18 protein-coding genes are annotated in these 16,515 nt (G+C 59.4%); 7 read left to right on the top strand and 11 right to left on the bottom strand.

Annotation, left to right across the window (positions count from 1 at the left end; genetic code table 11):
- Positions 1–11: 11 nt before the first annotated feature.
- The 3 genes from IGNI_RS05345 to IGNI_RS05335 all read left to right on the top strand — a co-directional run bounded on the left by IGNI_RS05345 (position 12) and on the right by IGNI_RS05335 (position 2,027).
- On the top strand, positions 12–227 hold the full coding sequence (locus IGNI_RS05345) for a hypothetical protein (RefSeq protein ID WP_052570213.1): 216 nt from the start codon (positions 12–14) through the stop codon (positions 225–227).
- A 99-nt stretch (positions 228–326) separates the two neighbouring features.
- On the top strand, positions 327–1,229 hold the full coding sequence (gene rnz, locus IGNI_RS05340; RefSeq protein ID WP_012123180.1) for a ribonuclease Z: 903 nt from the start codon (positions 327–329) through the stop codon (positions 1,227–1,229).
- A 12-nt stretch (positions 1,230–1,241) separates the two neighbouring features.
- Positions 1,242–2,027, top strand: coding sequence for an SDR family oxidoreductase (locus tag IGNI_RS05335; RefSeq protein ID WP_012123179.1), 786 nt, complete (start codon positions 1,242–1,244; stop codon positions 2,025–2,027).
- On the opposite strand, the gene IGNI_RS05330 is transcribed toward IGNI_RS05335, so the two are convergent.
- Complete coding sequence (locus IGNI_RS05330) at positions 2,007–2,573, bottom strand: hypothetical protein (protein ID WP_012123178.1); 567 nt, start codon at positions 2,571–2,573, stop codon at positions 2,007–2,009. The two genes, IGNI_RS05335 and IGNI_RS05330, sit on opposite strands and share 21 nt — an antisense overlap.
- A gap of 192 nt (positions 2,574–2,765) precedes the next feature.
- On the bottom strand, positions 2,766–3,992 hold the full coding sequence (thrC, locus tag IGNI_RS05325; protein ID WP_012123177.1) for a threonine synthase: 1,227 nt from the start codon (positions 3,990–3,992) through the stop codon (positions 2,766–2,768).
- 83 nt (positions 3,993–4,075) lie between these two features.
- On the opposite strand from thrC, the gene IGNI_RS05320 reads away from it, so the two are divergent.
- Complete coding sequence (locus IGNI_RS05320; RefSeq protein ID WP_148202258.1) at positions 4,076–4,309, top strand: hypothetical protein; 234 nt, start codon at positions 4,076–4,078, stop codon at positions 4,307–4,309.
- An 8-nt stretch (positions 4,310–4,317) separates the two neighbouring features.
- Here the strand turns inward: IGNI_RS05320 and IGNI_RS05315 are convergent, their stop codons facing one another.
- Positions 4,318–6,171, bottom strand: a complete 1,854-nt coding sequence (locus tag IGNI_RS05315; protein ID WP_012123175.1) for an aldehyde ferredoxin oxidoreductase family protein — start codon at positions 6,169–6,171, stop codon at positions 4,318–4,320.
- Between the two features lie 133 nt (positions 6,172–6,304).
- On the opposite strand from IGNI_RS05315, the gene IGNI_RS05310 reads away from it, so the two are divergent.
- Entirely contained in the window at positions 6,305–6,958 is a 654-nt protein-coding gene (locus IGNI_RS05310) for a hypothetical protein (RefSeq protein WP_052570211.1), read from the top strand.
- Between the two features lie 8 nt (positions 6,959–6,966).
- Here IGNI_RS05310 and IGNI_RS05305 read toward each other — a convergent pair whose 3' ends face one another.
- Positions 6,967–8,529, bottom strand: coding sequence for a LamG domain-containing protein (locus IGNI_RS05305; RefSeq protein ID WP_012123173.1), 1,563 nt, complete (start codon positions 8,527–8,529; stop codon positions 6,967–6,969).
- Between the two features lie 60 nt (positions 8,530–8,589).
- Positions 8,590–10,785 (bottom strand): thrombospondin type 3 repeat-containing protein, encoded by a 2,196-nt coding sequence (locus IGNI_RS05300; protein ID WP_012123172.1) that lies wholly within the window; start codon positions 10,783–10,785, stop codon positions 8,590–8,592.
- Positions 10,786–11,964: 1,179 nt separating this feature from the next.
- On the opposite strand from IGNI_RS05300, the gene IGNI_RS05295 reads away from it, so the two are divergent.
- Positions 11,965–12,837 carry a thioredoxin domain-containing protein gene (locus IGNI_RS05295; RefSeq protein WP_012123171.1) on the top strand — a complete coding sequence of 291 codons (873 nt, stop codon included), beginning with the start codon at positions 11,965–11,967 and terminating at the stop codon, positions 12,835–12,837.
- 5 nt (positions 12,838–12,842) lie between these two features.
- Here the strand turns inward: IGNI_RS05295 and IGNI_RS05290 are convergent, their stop codons facing one another.
- From IGNI_RS05290 to IGNI_RS05260, 6 genes are all read right to left on the bottom strand, one after another.
- Entirely contained in the window at positions 12,843–13,079 is a 237-nt protein-coding gene (locus IGNI_RS05290) for an Lrp/AsnC family transcriptional regulator (protein WP_238374127.1), read from the bottom strand.
- Between the two features lie 320 nt (positions 13,080–13,399).
- A complete protein-coding gene (locus IGNI_RS07800) occupies positions 13,400–13,549 on the bottom strand; it encodes a hypothetical protein (RefSeq protein ID WP_012123169.1) in 150 nt (49 codons plus the stop codon).
- 11 nt (positions 13,550–13,560) lie between these two features.
- Complete coding sequence (locus tag IGNI_RS05280; protein ID WP_012123168.1) at positions 13,561–13,794, bottom strand: hypothetical protein; 234 nt, start codon at positions 13,792–13,794, stop codon at positions 13,561–13,563.
- Between the two features lie 40 nt (positions 13,795–13,834).
- Positions 13,835–14,056 (bottom strand): hypothetical protein, encoded by a 222-nt coding sequence (locus IGNI_RS05275; protein WP_012123167.1) that lies wholly within the window; start codon positions 14,054–14,056, stop codon positions 13,835–13,837.
- Between the two features lie 212 nt (positions 14,057–14,268).
- Positions 14,269–14,616 (bottom strand): VanZ family protein, encoded by a 348-nt coding sequence (locus tag IGNI_RS05265; protein WP_012123166.1) that lies wholly within the window; start codon positions 14,614–14,616, stop codon positions 14,269–14,271.
- Positions 14,613–14,921, bottom strand: coding sequence for a NifB/NifX family molybdenum-iron cluster-binding protein (locus IGNI_RS05260; protein WP_012123165.1), 309 nt, complete (start codon positions 14,919–14,921; stop codon positions 14,613–14,615). The genes IGNI_RS05265 and IGNI_RS05260 overlap by 4 nt, the downstream gene beginning before the upstream one ends.
- Positions 14,922–14,990: 69 nt before the next feature.
- On the opposite strand from IGNI_RS05260, the gene IGNI_RS05255 reads away from it, so the two are divergent.
- Positions 14,991–16,511: an ABC transporter substrate-binding protein gene (locus tag IGNI_RS05255; protein WP_012123164.1), complete on the top strand. Its 1,521-nt coding sequence runs from the start codon at positions 14,991–14,993 to the stop codon at positions 16,509–16,511.
- The last annotated feature ends 4 nt before the right edge of the window (positions 16,512–16,515 follow it).

Here is a 16,515-nt window from a genome sequence, read left to right as displayed (position 1 = left end):
GGCCTCAGCGCTTGAAGAACTCCATAAGGCGTTCAGGAAAGAAGAGGGAGGTTATCATAGAGACGTGCTCCACCTCTAACATGATCATAGTCTTGAAGCCCGGGGTTCACCCGCTCGGGTGCTTCGTCTCAAAGGGCTTGAGGGTCCTCCTAGGCACTGACGACCCATTAGTGTTGAACACGGACGTCTTGGCCGAGAACGCGCTGGAGCCCGCGCTTAGGTGCTAAGGGTCCCCCTCCTTACCTTCTCCTCACCCCTCGGAGGAGGTGCATTCGGGCATCCCCCATAAGGGGGCCTTCCGCTCCCCCTTTCAAAGGAAAGGGGCTTTGAAGAGGGCGAGGTTCGTAGTGCTGGGCAGCGGCGCCGCCTCCCCGGCCCCCGAGAGGGCCCTGCCAGCCCACTACTTCGAGTACGAAGGGGTTGGGGCGCTCTTGGACTGCGGCGAGGGGACGCAGTTCCAGCTCATGAAGGCCAAGATAAGCTTCTCGAGGATAAAGGTAGTCTTCGTCTCCCACCTCCACGGGGACCACGTCCTCGGCCTCCCGGGCCTGCTCCAGACCATGGCCATGGCCTCCAGGAGGGACGAGCTGCTGGTGATAGGACCCAAGGGGTTGAAGGACTTCCTCCTCTCGTCCTTTGAGCTCACTTACTTCTACCCCCCTTACCCGATAAAGGTAGTGGAAGTCCTTAGGGATGCAGAAATAACTTATAGGAACTTGAAGTTAAAGGTGTTTCCAGTGAATCACACGGTCCCCGCCTTCGGCGTGTCGGTGGAGACCGCTTCCAAGAGGAAGGTGAGGGCAGACGTGTTGGAAAGGGAGGGGCTGCCCAAGAGGCTCTGGGGGAGGCTCCAGCGCGGGGAGGACGTGGTCTGGGAGGGGAGGGTGTTCAAGTACGAGGACTTCACGTTCGAGGGCGAGAGGATAAAGGTGGTCTACAGCGGCGACACGGCTCCTTGCGAGAGGCTGGTGGAAGAGGCCGAGGGGGCTGACTTATTGGTCCACGAGGCCACCTTCACCAAGGAGTTAAAGGAGGAGGCCCACGACAGGGGGCACTCCACCGCGGAGGACGCGGCGACGGCAGCGGCTAGGGCCGGGGTCAAGCAGCTCTTGATGGTCCACTTCTCCGCTAGGTACAAGGACTTGAGGAGGCACTTGGAGGAGGCTAGGAGGGTCTTCCCCCGCTCCTACGCCGCGGAGGACTTAACTAAGGTGGTTATACTGAAGTGAGCGGTGCCCCCCGTGGACTTGGGGCTGGCGGGCAAGAGGGTCTTGGTCACGGCCTCCACTAAGGGCATAGGCCTCGCTGTGGCGAGGGAGTTCCTAAAGGAGGGCGCGAAGGTGTTCATAAGCTCCAGGAGGGAGGAGAACGTCAAAAGAGCCTTGGAGGAGCTCTCCCCCTTGGGCGAGGTCCGGGGGACTACGGCGGACTTGAGGTCCAAGGAGGACAGGGAGAGGCTGGTGGGGGAGGCCAGGAAGGCCCTCGGCGGGGTGGACGTCTTCGTCTTCAACTCCGGCGGCCCCCCTGCCAAGGCCTTCGAGGAGACGACCTTGGAGGACTGGGAAGAAGCGTATAAGCTCTTGCTGGAGAGTGCCGCCCACTTGACCAAGCTGGTCCTCCCGGAGATGGTAGAGAGGGGGTGGGGGAGGGTAGTTTACATAACTAGCGTGGCCATAAAGATGCCCTTGGAGGGCTTGGTGCTCTCCAACGCGGTTAGGGTCGGGATAGCGGGCTTAATGAAGACCTTGGTTAAGGAGTACGCCGGGAAGGGGATTACGTTCAACTCCGTCCTCCCCGGCTACACCCTCACCGAGAGGGTTAAGGAGGTCATCAAGAAGAAGGCGGAAATGGAGGGGAAGAGCTACGAGGAAGCCCTCAGGGAGCTGAGCGACGCTATACCCCTCAAGAGGCTGGCGGAGCCGGAGGAGGTGGCTAGGGCTGTGGTGTTCCTAGCCTCCGAGGCCGCCTCTTACGTGAACGGGGTCTCCTTGCAAGTGGACGGGGGGCTAGTGCCAACGCTCTTCTAACACTTCCCTCACCCTCCTCCCCAGCTCCCCTAACCTAACCACCTCCCAGCCCTCCGCTTCCCCCGGCTCTTGCACCGCCATTATCCTCACCGGGGCAAGGTACTTCTTGCAGCTCTTAGGCCTCCTCTTCACCTCCACCACGACCTCCGGCCTCCACCCCAAGGGCTCTTGGGGGAGCCTCCAAGCGGGGGAGCCGGAGAACTTGAGCACCCCTCCCTTGAGCTCCCAGGGGGGAGGGGATATCATGATGTCCGGCACCCCTCCGCACGGGTGGGGGCTTTGAAACCAGAGCAACAGCTCGAAGTCCCCCTCGACCTCGTAGGGCAAAAGCTTGGTCCTCCAGTCCCTCCTCTTCCTCCACGGCGGTATCACCAAGCCCTCGCCCGCCCACGGGGTCCTAACCCTCCTCGTCCCCACCCCTTCTAACACCTCCAAGAGCGCCCTCAGCTCCAGCTCTCTCTCCCCCTCGAATTCCCCGAGGACTATCACGTCCACCCTCTCTAGGACCCGATAGCCCTCCAAGCCCTCGGGAAGGCCCACCAGCAAGGGACTCCACCCTTCGGGAGGCCAGCTCCAGCTCCCTCCACTTGACCTCCGCTTTAAGCTCTAGGACCAAGGCCGCGTAGGAGAGGACTGCGAGGAGCGCGCCGGAGGCGAAGAGGGCCCAGAAGAGGGGGCCGGAGAGGAGGGAAGCGAAGATCAGCGCGTAGGAGAGGAGGAGGAAGAGCTTGGGAGGCCTCAAGCGACCACCTTCAACGCGCTTACGACCTTCTCCACCGCGTCCTCTACGTTCAAGGCCGTCAGCTTGTTCGCGGGGTGGAACTTCACGCTGTCCGGGTCCTTCAGCCCGTGGCCCGTGACCACCACGGTTACCACTTCGTCCCCGTTGAAGTAGCCCTCAGAGGCCAGCCTCACCACCCCGGCCAAGCTCGCCGCGCCCGCCGGCTCGGCCGCCACGCCCTCCTCCCTCGCGAGGAGCCTTTGGGCCCTTATGATTTCAGAGTCCGAAACTACCTCGAAGGTTCCCCCGGACTCCGTCACGGCCTTCCAAGCCTTCATCCAGTTCACGGGCTTCCCTATCCTTATTGCAGTGGCCACGGTCTCGGGCGAGTCGGTGAAGAGCGGGGCGTTCAGCCCGGCCTTGAAGGCGGAGGCTATGGGCGAGGCCCCCTCCGCTTGGACCCCGACCATCTTGGGCAAGGCCTCGGAGTAGCCGAACTCCTTCAACTCCTTGAATCCCTTCCATATGGCGGATATGTTGCCCGCGTTGCCCACGGGCACCACGACCACGTCCGGGACCCCTATTTCTTCGAACAGCTCGAAGGCCAAGGTCTTCTGACCCTCGAGCCTCCAAGGGTTGAAGGAGTTCAACGGGTAAAACTCCGGCATCTTGGCCAGCTCCTTGACCGCCTCCAAGGCCGCGTCGAAGTTCCCCTCCAGCTCGACCACCACCGCCCCGTGCAACAAGCTCTGGGCCAGCTTGCCCAAGGCCACCTTGCCGCTCGGGAGTATCAAGAACGTCTTGAGCCCCGCCCTGGCCGAGTAGGCGGCAGCGGAAGCAGCCGTGTTGCCAGTGGAGGCTGCCACAACCGCTCTGGCCTTAACCTCCTTGGCTACGGTCACCGCCAGGCTCATGCCCCTGTCCTTAAAGGAGCCCGTAGGGTTGGCCCCTTCGAACTTCGCGTACAGCCTCCTTACGCCTATCACCTTCTCCAGCTTCTCCAACCTTATGAGGGGGGTATTGCCCTCGCCCATCGTTACTGGGGAACCGCTCTTGACCGGGAGGAGCTCCGCGAACCGCCATATCCCCTTCATCCTGCTCCTCTTGGTGAACTCAGAGAAGGGGGGCAGCTCCTCCGGCTCTATTACCACCTCCAGCAAGCCCCCGCACTTGGGGCACGAGAACATCTTGGGCTGTACGTCGTACTCGGCCCCGCACCGGACGCAGCGAAGCTTGGCCCGCACTGAGCTCCTTCCCTCCAAGCGCCCAGCTCCGGGACGTTAACTAATTATCGAAAGCTTAGAAAAGTTTGGAGCGAGGGAGGGGCTTGAGCTACTTGCTCCCCCTAGCCTTAAGCTTCCTAACCGCCCTCCTCCTCGCCCAAGCCCTAGGCCTCGCCGGGCCCTTCTCGAAGGGGGCCCCGGTCGCCGCGCTCTTCGGCGGGCTTGGGGGCTACCTAGCTTGCCTCTTCTGCTGCCCCGCTTGCGCGGGGGCCTGCGCCACCTCGGCCGCGACCTCTGCGATATACGCGGTGTTGGCGACCTTATACTTCAACAAGTAAATAAAATTTTATATTATGTAGAGGAACTCTTGGAGGCCTAACCTCTTCAAGGTCTCCTCTGTGGGCTTGCCGTCCTCCCACCCTCTGTACTCGTAGTAGGCCGGGAGCATGACCTCCAAGGCCTCCTTCGCGGTCTCCCCCTTCGCTGGGCCGTCGGGGAGGGCCTCTTCCAACAGCCTCTTGCTCAAGTAGTCTCCGGGGTCGCCCTCGCGGACGTTGAACAGCCTCTCCACGTTGTATATCCTCTCGCCTATCTCCATTATCTCGTCCGCAGTTACGTCCCAGCCCGTAACTCCGGCCAACAAGTCCACGTAGTCCTCCGGCGAGGGGGTCATGAAGGTGTTGAACTTACACACTATCATGCTGTCTATGGAGGCGAAGAAGTCTTGCTGCTCCTTCACCATCTTAGCCTTCTCCTTGTTTACCTCAAGCGGGTCGGTCTTGACTGGTATGCCTAACACCTCGAAGCTCACCGCGTAGGCCCTCAAGTGGCACCCTCCCCTGTTGGAGGTGGCGTAGGCCAATGCCATAGCCTTTATAGCCCTGGGGTCGTAGGCCGGCAAGCTCATGCCCCTCGCCTCGGCCACGCAGTCGCAGCCGAAGGCCTCCGCCAAGGCCTTCGCGCCGTTAGCCATGACGTTGCCTATGCCGTCCCTGTTGGCGACCTTGTAGGCGAGCTCCAACACCGGGTTGGGCACCCCCCAAACCGGCCTGAGGCCGTCCAAGAGCTTCTTCAGTTCCTCGGACTTCTCGCCGAGCTCTTCGGCCCTCTCGTACAACTCCATGAGTACAGCAACCGTGTTCCCGAACTCTATAGTATCCATTCCCAGGTCGTTCAGAACGTGGTTTATCCTAATTATGGCCTCCAAGTTGGAGAGCTCCAAGTTGGAGCCTATAGCGAATATGGTCTCGTACTCCGGCCCCTTGGAGCCCTCCGGCACTCCCCACTCCGGGGAGTAGGTCTTGACCAGCCTCCCGCACTCTATCTGACAGCCCCAGCACCCCCTGGTCTTGACCAAGTACTTCTCCGCCATCCTCTCCCCGCTTATCTCTTCGGCCTTCTCGAAGGTCCCCTTCCTCCAGTTCTTGGTGGGGAGGGCGCCTATCTTGTTGATGATGTTCACCAAGACGGCCGTGCCGTAGCTGTTCAAGGCCTTCTTGACCGGGTGGTTGCCTATCTTCTCTTTGAGGTGTTCCACCCCCTTCTTGAACCTCTCCTCGTCGACCACCTCGGGCTTCCTAGTGCCGTACACGTAAATCGCCTTGACCTTTTTAGAGCCCATCACTGCGCCCAGGCCCGTCCTCCCGCCGGCCCTCCCGCCGGCGTGGATCAAGCTGGCGAAGCGGACCCCGTTCTCCCCGGCGGGCCCTATGGCCAACACGGCCCCTTCGTTGGGCTTGGCGTTTAGCTGCTTCTTCACGTAGTACTCCGTGTAGTGGGTGCCCCTCCCCCAAACCTCCTTGGCGCTGTGGAACTTCACCTCCCCATCAATTACGCTTATCCAGACGGGCTCGTCGGACTTGCCCTCCAGCACTATCCCGTCGTAGCCGGAGTACCTCATCCAAGGGGCGAAGCGCCCGCCCATGTTGCTCTCTCCCAAGAGGCCCGTCAGGGGGCTCTTGCCCACGAAGTGGGTCCTCCCGGCCTCGAAGCCCTCTGCAGTGCCAGTTACGGGGCCGGACATGATGAAGAGCTTGTTCTCCGGGCCCAGGGGGTCGGCGCCCTTGGGTATCTCCTTCAAGGCCAAGTAGGCGCCCAGCCCCCTTCCGCCCAAGAACCTCCTCAAGGTCTTCTCGTCTACTCTCTCCTCCCTAACCTTTTGGGAGCTCAAGTTCACGCGGAGGAGCTTGAACTCGCTCAAGGGCGCCAGTCCTCAAGCTACGCCTTCGCGCGCGTCTATATATCGGCAACCTTGACCGTCCGGTACCGTTCTGTTTCGCAAAGGGAACCATACCCAAATTAGTAGGCATAAAGAGAACGTTCTTGAAAGGACCATGATCGCGGCCGAGGTCAGCTCTTTGATAGAGTACGCCATAGCGGCGGCGCTCCTCTACTTTTACGCGAAGTCCAAGGACAAGGCCGCCTTGTACTTCGGGCTCGGGGTGCTCACCTACGCCTTGGCCCACACGCTGGGCGGCACCGTCTTGAGCTGGATAAGGCAAGAGTACAACTACGAGATGGCTAAGTTCGTGAAGGACGTCAATTACAAGGTGTTCGAGAGCTTGAGGAACGTGTTGGTGGCGTCTTTCATGGCCTTGTCCTTGATGGTAATATCACAGCTCGTAAAAGACTTGTTGAAGAGCAAGGTAGCGGAATACGTTAAGGTTTACGCTGCGGTAGGAGCCTTGGCGTTCTTGGCGCTGAGGCTTTACTGCGTCTGGGTCGCGGAGGACGTGAAGCACCCCTTCTTCGCGCTGGCCCAGTGGGTCTTCTTGATCCCCGGGAGCTTGGTTGCCGCCGCCGCGGGCTTTCAGATATACTACAAACTCAAGGTGCTCGGCGGGCTGCTGCTCGGCCTGAGCTTCTTGGTGTACGCGGCGATACTGCCCTTGTACGCGGCTTGGAAGGGGACCCCGATGCTGAACACGTGGTACGTGCTGAGGATAATAAGCGACGTGTTGTTGCTGGCCGGCGTGTTGTACCTCTAAAATCTTTTTTACCTACTTACGACCGTCACCGTGACCGGTTTCCACGGGATTATGGTCACGGTCCCGGTTATGAGGGCGACCACCGGGGAGGGGCGCGGGGGCGCTTGAGGGGCTCCGCCGAAGAGGAGCGCCCGGTAGAGTGCTTCGACCTCGCCCTCGCTCAAGGCCCTGTCGTAAACCATTACCTCGTCCAAGGCTCCTATTAAGTACTCCGTTAAACCTTGGGGGTCGTAGCCCAAGAGCAAGGGCATGGGCTCCTTGCTGAGAGTCACCTTCCCCACGTACCCCTCGTACACCTTGACGCCGTTGACGTAGAGCGCGAAGTTGCTGCCGTCGTATGTGGCCGCGACGAAGGTCCAAGCCCCCCTCCGGAACTTCAAGGTGACGCCCAAGTCCCTCGCGAAGTAGCTATCATAGCCGGTGAGCCTCAAGTGGGGGACCGCCTCTATCTCGGCACTGTCGTAGTCCCTTACGTGGAACTGCAAGGCGAAGCCGTGCTCGCCCGGATCCGCGAAGTCGGAGGAGTCCTTCCCCCTCACGAGGGTCACCAGCCAACCCTCGTAGGGCTTGTCGAACCTGACCAAGTAAACTATAGTGAAGCTGTCGGAGCTCCAAGAGAAGTCTTCGCTGGCCAGAGCTGTGGAGCCGTCGAACCAAGCGGCCTCCCCGCGGGGGCCCGGGACGCAAGCGAACTCGCCCTTGAGAACCCTCAAGTGGTGCCCGTTGCCGCTGAAGTCCTTCAAGCTGCAGCCGTCGAAGGAGTAGCGCGCCACCAAGCCCCCTCCGGCCGCGGGAGGGGGGCTGTGTCTTTCCAAGGAGAAGCCCTCGAAGAACACCTTCCTCCCCTTTCCGTCAACTATCTCCACGTAGTCGATCCCCACATCCTCGCCGTCCCAAGTGCCGGTGCAGCCCGCGCAAGCTTGCACGTGCCCCCCTGCCTTGGGGCCTATGGATATCCTCACCTTGTGGCCGGCGTACTTCGAGAGGTCTAACTTTACCTCCAACCAGCCGGGGTTGTCGTCGCCCAAGTAGACTTCCTTGACCGTCGCTGGCTCGGAGCCGCTTATGTCATACACCTTTATTACCAAGTACGCGTCGTAGAAGGCTTGGGAGTACTCGCTCCACCCCCCGACCTCCGCCGCGGAGACCACCAAGTAGAGGGGCTTGACCTTCGGGAGCGCAACGTCCGCGTGGAGCTCCGCGTAGCCCCCCTTCTTCCAGCCGTCGCACCAGTACCACTCTCCCCCTCTCATCACCACGACCCACTCCTTGGGCCTCGCCAACGGGGAGGAGCCGGTGAAGGCCTTGAGGCAGCGGGGCTCGCCTTCCCTCAAGCAAGGCATGTCCTCCGGGAAGTCCTTGATCACTTGGAAGAGCCAGTGGGGCTTGCCGTCGCAGAGCTCTTCGGTGTAGGCCACGAAGGTCCACTCGTGCTCGAAGCGCAACTTAACCTTCACGCTCTTCTTCCCCTCGACCTCGAGGGCCCAGACCCCGTCGCTCACCTCCTTCAGCTGTGCCAAGGTTATTGCGCTCAACGCTACCATTATAACGAAGGCCTTAAGCGCGTTCAAGGGCCTCGCCTAAGCCGGTTCCGAACCGGATCTCTATGAGGGTTTGTGGGCGCTCGGAGCTCACGGACAGACGCTCTTGTAGGTCACCGTAACGCACACGTACCGGAAGAGGTCCGTCCAGACGCACAAGTTCGCGCTCTCGTCCCTCCCCACGCGCCCCTCCACCCCCCAGTAGTCGGCGTCCACGCATATGTTGAATATCGTCCTGTACTTGCACAACATTATCTTAGCCTTGACGTACACCTCAGGGGGACTGGAGGAGAGCTCGAAGACGTATATGTCCCTATCAAAGGCCTTGCTGTCACACTCCCCCTCGACGCAAGCCCGGTCTATTTCGAAGGGCTCGGGGACCCTTAGGATAACCTCGCCCACGTTCGGGCTCAGCGGGCACCGGTCCTCCCCGTCCGGAACGCCGTCGCCGTCGCTGTCCGGGTCCTTGGGGTCGGTGCCCAACTCCAGCTCCCTCCCGTCGCCCAACCCGTCCCCGTCCGTGTCGGAGGACCTAGGGTCCAAGCCGCGCTCGTACTCGTAGTAGTCGTTCAAGCCGTCCTCATCGGTGTCGGGGCTGGTCGGGTCGGTCCCCATTCGAAGCTCCTCGAGGTCGCTCAAGCCGTCGTGGTCGCTGTCGCCGCTCTTGGGGTCCGTGCCCAGCTCGTACTCCTTCCCGTCTGGTATGCCGTCATCGTCAGTGTCGTAGTCGAAGGGGTCGGCCAGCTTGTAGTCGGCCCCGTCCGGCAGGCCGTCCTTGTCCGTGTCCGGGTTCCGGGGGTCGGTGCCGAGCCTCAGCTCTATTCCGTCGTCCAGCCCGTCGCCGTCGGTGTCCCTTTCGCACGGGGAGGTCTTCAGCTCCACCTCCTTCGCGTCCGGCACCCCGTCGCCGTCGGTGTCTAAGGAAGTGGGAGAGGAGCAGAGCTCCGCCTCCTCCCCGTCCTTCAACCCGTCCCCGTCGGTATCTTCCTTGAAGGGGTCCGAACCCAACTTCGCCTCCTTGCCGTCGGGGAGTCCGTCGTCGTCCGTGTCCGGGTCCTTGGGGTCCGTGCCCAGTTTGAGCTCCTTGCCGTCCGGCAAACCGTCGTTGTCCACGTCGGGGTCCTTCGGGTCCAAGCCCGCTTCCAGCTCCTCCGAGTCGTTCAACCCGTCCCCGTCCGTGTCGGCGGAAGTAGGGCTCGTCCCTAAGGAAAGCTCCTTCGCGTCGTCCAAGCCGTCCTTATCGGTGTCCTCCGAAGTGGGGTCGGTGCCCAGCTTCGCTTCCTTATAATCGCTTAGGCCGTCCCCGTCGGTATCCGGCTTGGAGGGGTCGCACTTGTACTTCAACACCTCCTCCCCGTCGTCCAAGCCGTCTTTGTCCGTGTCGGGGCTCAAGGGGTTGGTGCCGTAAACCAGCTCTTCCCCGTCGCTCAGGCCGTCGTCGTCGGAGTCCGGGTTCCAGGGGTCGGTCTTGAGGGAGACCTCCTTGCCGTCCGTCAAGCCGTCGCCGTCCGTGTCCGGGCTCGTCGGGCTGGTCTTGAGGACGAGCTCGACCTTGTCGCTTAAGCCATCCCCGTCCGTATCCGGCTTGGAGGGGTCGGTGTTGTAAACCACCGCCTCCTCGTAGTCGCCGACCCCGTCCCCGTCGGTATCAACCTTCTTATCGCTGCTACCCTTCAAAACCTCTAGGAAGCTGCTCAGCCCGTCCCCGTCGGAGTCGCTATAGGGATAGACCTTAGCGTAGCCCTTGAGGGAGCCCTTATCGTCGAGGAGCTTGAACTCTATCGTCGCGTTGCCCACTACGGTGAGGGCCAACAGCCCGGGGAGCTCCTCCTTGCTGGCCACTCCCCCTCCCCGGACCGAGTACTTGACCTTACAGCCGGAGCAGTCGTACCCAAAGATAACCTTCGTGTAGCTCCCGACTTTCAACACGTTGACTGACACCGGACCGTAGGAGTATACGTTGGGCGTCACCTCTATATCGTAGGTAACGTCGGCTAGGGGGCACCTCTCAGTTACTATTATGTGAGTCGAAGGCTTTAGGAAGGTTAAAATCAAGAGCCCCTTTCCTACCTTTTTCAAGGTTGTATACTTGTAACTCTTGAGGTGGAGGTCGCAGCCCTTCAAGGGCACGAAGTTCTCCAAGCCTTGGACGACCTTAATTGAGTGCGTCTCGTGGACCCTGAGCAATTCAAATATAATCGAGGATATGATGGCAAGTATGAATAAGGCAATCCCTATGAGTAGCAGCGTCGGCGCGGAGCCCCTTTCGAGCATTTCGAACTTCACGTGAGGCCTTGGACCAAAGGCGTACTAAGTTTTGGTCCCCTCCGCCCCGCATCCCCTTTAGTTGCTTCGCGAGAAGGAACGGAGGTGCTTTATTTGTCTTTAAGTGTACGTTAGGGGTTCGCAAGGACACGTCGGTGTAGAGCTTAAGGAACGTTACTTCTTGATTATTCCCTTAAGGGATTTTGGTTCTATTTTTGTGACGCTTGCTCGCTTCCTATTCTCTCTTGAGACTCTACAAGTGTTAAGAATAGACGTAGACGATATAATAAAACTAGTCTTCTTTCTATCCTCTTTTGAGACTCCACTTCCCGAATTTCTATTCCCACCGGAATGATTTTACCACTTTCTATCCTCTTTTGAGACTCTACAAAAGAGCTAGGAAGAAGGTGCCGCCTGGCCGGCGGGTGATCTTTCCATCCTCTCTTGAGACTCCACAGAAGGTGACGGACACGTTCCTGCCGAAGATACTGACCCTGTTCTTTCCATTCTCTCTTGAGACTCCACGCTCTCACCCCATCTTCTTCATCAGTAGCACAAGTACACTTTCCATTCTCTCTTGAGACTCCACATCTCGCCTATCGTTTAGATTTGGTAATACGGCATTAGTACCTTTCCATTCTCTCTTGAGACTCCACCGAAGCCTTCCATATAAAGCTCCAAGGTCTTTCCCTTAAAAGAATTGCATTCTACTGCGAGTTTACAATTCCCCAAACTTTTCCCTTTATTCAAGAAATTTTTCCTCTGCCCTTCCCTCCACGATCTTCAGCGTTCCCATGAAAAGATATAAGGGGGTTTGAGAGAGTGAATAGTAATGGTGCGCTTTCGAATATAAGATGTTCCCATGTGGGTGAATGTGGAAAGAGAAATAAACAAATACAAAAGTTTGGCGATTTGTAATACTAGATCTACGTAGCTAGACAAAACGAAAGAAGCAACGCAGTGAAGCTTGAAGCAGGCCGCTTCAAGGTCTGCCTCTTAGGAACGAAACCGGAGACTCGACCGCGTTGGTCCGCGAGGGACGTCTTCGGAGTGCGCAACGGCTCTCCGCTTTGCCGAAAGCGGTCTAGGTCCAACAGCGCATGTGAGAGGGGCTCGACTTTGAATCTGATGAGCTTAGCGAGGGGCGCGTTACGGAGGTAAAATTTAATCCTCCCCGACGGCCGCGTGTGGGAAAGAGGGTTGAGGGCTATCGCAATAGTCTTGGCCCTCGCGCTGGGCGCCTTGGGGGCCCAGTGCTTTCGCGCACACTCCAACGTCACCTACCTAACAAGCGACGTCGTCACCAAGATCTACCCGAAGCTCAAGCCAGGGACGTATATAAAGTATATATACGTAGACGATTATAAAAATGCCTTAGGCAACTACACCGGCTGGCTGCCGGCCGTCGTGGTCAAGATAAATGAAAAGCAAGTTGGTGAGTGCGAGAGGTTCGGGAAGCTTCTGGAGGGCTGCGACGGCTCCAAGTACTGCTTGTACCCTGCCCCCCAGGCGCCCCTCTACGTTTATGCCGGGAACTACACCGAGCTGCTCTTGAAGCTCAACGTCACCGGGGGTTTGGGGGACCCGCGGGCGGGGGTCTGGATAGTGGAGCTCTTGGACCCCCTCTGCCCCTACTGCGCATTGTTCTACAGGAGCGGGGGAGCTAAAATAATAGAAGAGATGGTCAAAGAAGGCAAGGCCTACCTAATACCCATAGTCGTTGCCTTCCACACCAACGCGCCGGGCTTCGAGGAGAGCTTGCGCTTGGCCTACCAACAGAACGAGCTGAGGAAGAGGGGGGCCGCCGAGGAGTTCTTCAACTTAGAACACAAGATAGCAGAGAACTTCGAGAACTTGTACAAGAACCAGATAAAGCTCTCTAACGTAACCGCGGGCGAGCGCGAGCTAAGGGAAGCTAACCAGAAGGCCTTGGAGCTGGCCCAGAGGCTGTTCCCTTATGTAGCCACCCCCGGCAACGTGTTCGTTAACCGCACGAGCGGGGAAGCGGTGGCCTCCTTAGGCGCCTTGAGCGAGAGGGGCGTGAAAATAATACTAGAACTCTTGAAGAGGTAGGGCTTTTATTTGTGTTTAGCGACTATGAAGGAGGTGGTAGTCCTAACCACCCCCGGTATCTTTAATATTTTCTCCCTCAACGTCTTGGCTATGTCGCTGTAGCTCTCCCCCTCCATCATTATAACGAAGTCGTAGTCGCCGGTAACTTCGTATATTGCCTTGACCTCCTTCATATCTTTGAGTTTCTTTGGTATCTCAGTTACCGCTTGTGGCTCGACAACCATGAATACCAAAGCCTCCACCAACGCCTCTCCCCGCCCTAGCGGGGCGGGGGGCGTAATTAGGAAGCCCGCCCGAGGCACGTCCTTTCCACGGTCTCTAAGTTCAGCCTGACCTCGAACGCTCCCCTCGAGTTAGCGCTCAACCGGTTTGGTGCCTTATATACCTCGTCCCGCTCTTTTAACTGACTGATTCAAGCAGTTAATCGCGTCCCTCAAGGACTTCCGGAAATCGGCCCTCGCCCCCTTACAGCCCTCCGTCCCCTTGAGACAGCGGACGAAGCCTACCGGGAGGACGGCGAAGGCAGTGCCCACGTGGCTGTTAAGCGTGTCCGAAGAGCCCACTAGGACTCCGCCCCCGTAGTTTTGGGGCCTTCCTCGTAACAGAGGTATCCGGCGGAGCAGCCTAGCCTCACCGCCGGAACGCCGGCGTTCCTAGCGAACTCCGCCTCCAGTATCGACCCGGAAGGGTACAAGTCGAAAACTATTGCCAATCAAGCTAGGCCTAAGTAGCTGGAGACGTTGAACCTCGGGGGAGGAGGGGGCTGGTTTCCTGGGGCGCTGTGTACGTCTTACTGGTTATGTACCCTTCTATCTTAAGGGCCTTCCCGACCCGCTCTATTACCTTTCTGTCCATCACCCGCTCTATGTCCTCTTTCACGAGCCCCCTAAACTCCTCGTTCCTGAGGGACGGCTCGGTTAAGGCGCTCCACGGGCCGAAGAGGATGATGCCGCACATCAGCCCTCCTCGTTACCCTGATCGCTCACCTCAACTCCCCTTACCCCCACCTGTCGACCATAGCCGACATCAGAGTCTGAGCCTTCCCGGGGTCGACGTCGTTGAACAAGTCGTCCACCTTCTTTACGAATTCTTTTCTCAGCTGCTCCAACTTCTTGGGGTCTATCGAAAGAACGTAGAATTTCAAGCTACCTCTCTTGAAGGGCTCGCCCATCCCCAACGCCTTCATGATTTCGTTAAAAGCGGCGATCAGGTCCTCCAACTCCTTAATCGCCTTCTCGAAGCCCGCTTCCTTCGATCTGAAAAACCAGTAAATGAACAGCTCCCCTTCTCAAGGGGATAGCCCTCTCCCCCGCCTCGGCGATCGCCTCGCTCAAGAGGGAGCAAGCCGCCGAGAGCTCGTTGTTCTTGTACCCCACTAGAATCGTGTCTGTTCCATCTTTCGCCCTCACTCCTTCTTGCAGTACGTATTCGTTAAGCCCTAGCTTTGAGTTTGTTTTTTAAAATGTTCGCCGTCGAGAAGCCCACGAGCGCGCCTAAGAAGTTCGCGAAGAGGTCCCTCCAGTCGTAAGTCCTCCACGGCACGAACGTCTGGAAGAGCTCCGTGGACCCCGCTAAGACCGTCGAGGCCGTGAGGCCGTCCCAGCCGAACGAGCGGGAGAGGAGGCCCTCCAAGAAGAAGAGGAGGAAGTGCCTCGCGGACGCGCCGGGGTCGAGGGACCAAGGGTCTGTGGCCCTCTCGGCGAGGGCTACTTGGGAGGGAGGCATCAAGGTGAGGCCGTAGGCTAGGACTGCCGTGTAGAGCGCCCAGAGGACCTTCACAACGCCTTCAAGGCCTCTTCTACCGGCGTCCCCGGGTTTGCTGAAATTACTCTCATGCCCAAGGCCTCTACCCATCTGGACGCGCCGTGGCTTTGGGCCTCGGGGCCTATTACTACTTGGACCCCCTTACTCGCCAAGAACTCGGCCAACAGCCTCCCCTTGCCCCTCTCCGCCGTGACGAAAGGGTTCCTCAGCCTCTCCACCTCCCTCCCGTCCTCGAACAAACAGATGAAGGGCGCCATGCCGAAGTGGTGGGCCACCCAGCACTTGTCCTTGTAACACTCGCACAAGACGGCGACCCTCACCTCTCTTCCCCCTCGGGCCGCGCGCGGTAGGGCTATTTACGCGGCACAGGGCTTGTGCACGGTGACACCTTGAGGAGTGCATTACTCGTCGCCTTGGCGCTTAGTCTCCAAGCCTCGGCGCTGAGCGTCGGTCTGGGCGACTGGGGGCTGCCGACGCCCTTCTCCTTCTACCCGAGGGGCCCAGGGTACGTGCTGACGAGCTTCTCCTTCGACACGCTGGTGTGGAAGGACGAGAGGGGAGTGATCCCGTGGCTTGCGTACAAGTGGGAGGCGAACGGAACCGCGGTCAAGTTCTACTTGAGGGAGGCCAAGTGGAGCGACGGGGAGCCCCTCACGGCAGAGGACGTGGTCTTCACGTTCAAGTACCTCATGAAACACGGGTGGCACTGGAAGAACATCCCTAAGGACCTTATAAAGGACGTCAAGGCTTTGGACGACCGAACGGTGGTCGTAGAGCTCTCGAGGCCTTTCCCGTTCTTCGTGGAGGAGTACGCGACGACCGTGTTCGTGCTCCCCAAGCACGTGTGGGAGAAGGTGAAGGACCCGTTCTCCTATAGAGGGAAGGACGCCTTCGTCTGCAGCGGTCCCTACGTGCTGAAGGAATACGTCCCCGGCTCCCGCTACGTCTTCGTGAGGAACCCCTTCTTCTGGGGACCCAAGCCGAAGTACGAAGAGCTCGTGGTATCTGCCGTAGGCCCCTTCCAGCCTCAGAAGGCCGTGGCGGCCCTAATAAGGGGGGAGGTAGACAGCGTCTCCCTCTTCGGAAAGGCTTACAGGCTAGTGGAGCTGGCCAAGAGGGCCAAGCCGGACTTGATCGTAAAGAGGGGGCCCTCCTACTGGGTGCTCTTCTTAGGCTTCAACCTGGACGAAGAGCCCTACTCCTTCAAGGAGTTTCGCAAGGCCGTCGCAATGTCTTTGGACTTGAAGGAGCTAGTAGAGCTCAGCGCCGGCCCGGGCGCCGCCGAGCCCGGCTCCCCGGGCTACGTGCCGCCGTACAGCCGCTTCTACGAGGACGACGTGCCTAAGTACCGCTACGACCCCGAGGCGGCAGCGAGGCTCCTCAAGTCCGTGGGAGTGGAAGACGTGAACGGGGACGGGTGCGCGGAGTTCCGAGGGAGGCCGTGGAGGCCGCTGTTAGTAACTACTAAACAGTTCGTGCAAGAAGCCCTAATAGTTAAGAAGATGCTAAAAAGAGTTAAGATTTGTGTGAACGTCAAGGTGGTTCCCGGGCCCAAGCAGCTCGACTTAATAGTTAAGGGCGGGGGGTACGGCTTCGTTATAAGCGGCCACGGGGCGGTGGGGAACGACCCTCTGGCGGCCGCTTGGTGGTTCGAGAGGTTCAGCGCGCCTTGGAGGGACCCCCGCTACTTGGAGCTCGCGAGGGAGCTCTTGAACGCCCCCAGCGCGGAGGAAGCGATCAAAGTAGTGAAGGAAATTCAGAGGCTCGTAGCGGAGGAGCTGCCCCGCATAGCGCTTTACTACCCCTACCAGTTCTTGCTCGACTCGTCGCGGGCCGGGTGGTTCTTCACCGAGGGAGGGATAGACGGCGGCGTGCCGCTGCCCTTCAACAAGCTCGCCCTGTTGAGGTGAGCCG

This window comes from Ignicoccus hospitalis KIN4/I (genome assembly GCF_000017945.1).
Classification (GTDB): domain Archaea; phylum Thermoproteota; class Thermoprotei_A; order Sulfolobales; family Ignicoccaceae; genus Ignicoccus; species Ignicoccus hospitalis.
This window is presented reverse-complemented; position numbering and strand designations above follow the sequence as displayed.

Excerpts from the sequence above, each read along its gene's own strand:
- IGNI_RS05310 (WP_052570211.1), top strand. The coding sequence starts at position 6,305 with ATGATCGCGGCCGAGGTCAGCTCTTTGATAGAGTACGCCATAGCGGCG.
- IGNI_RS05280 (WP_012123168.1), bottom strand. The coding sequence starts at position 13,794 with ATGTGCGGCATCATCCTCTTCGGCCCGTGGAGCGCCTTAACCGAGCCG.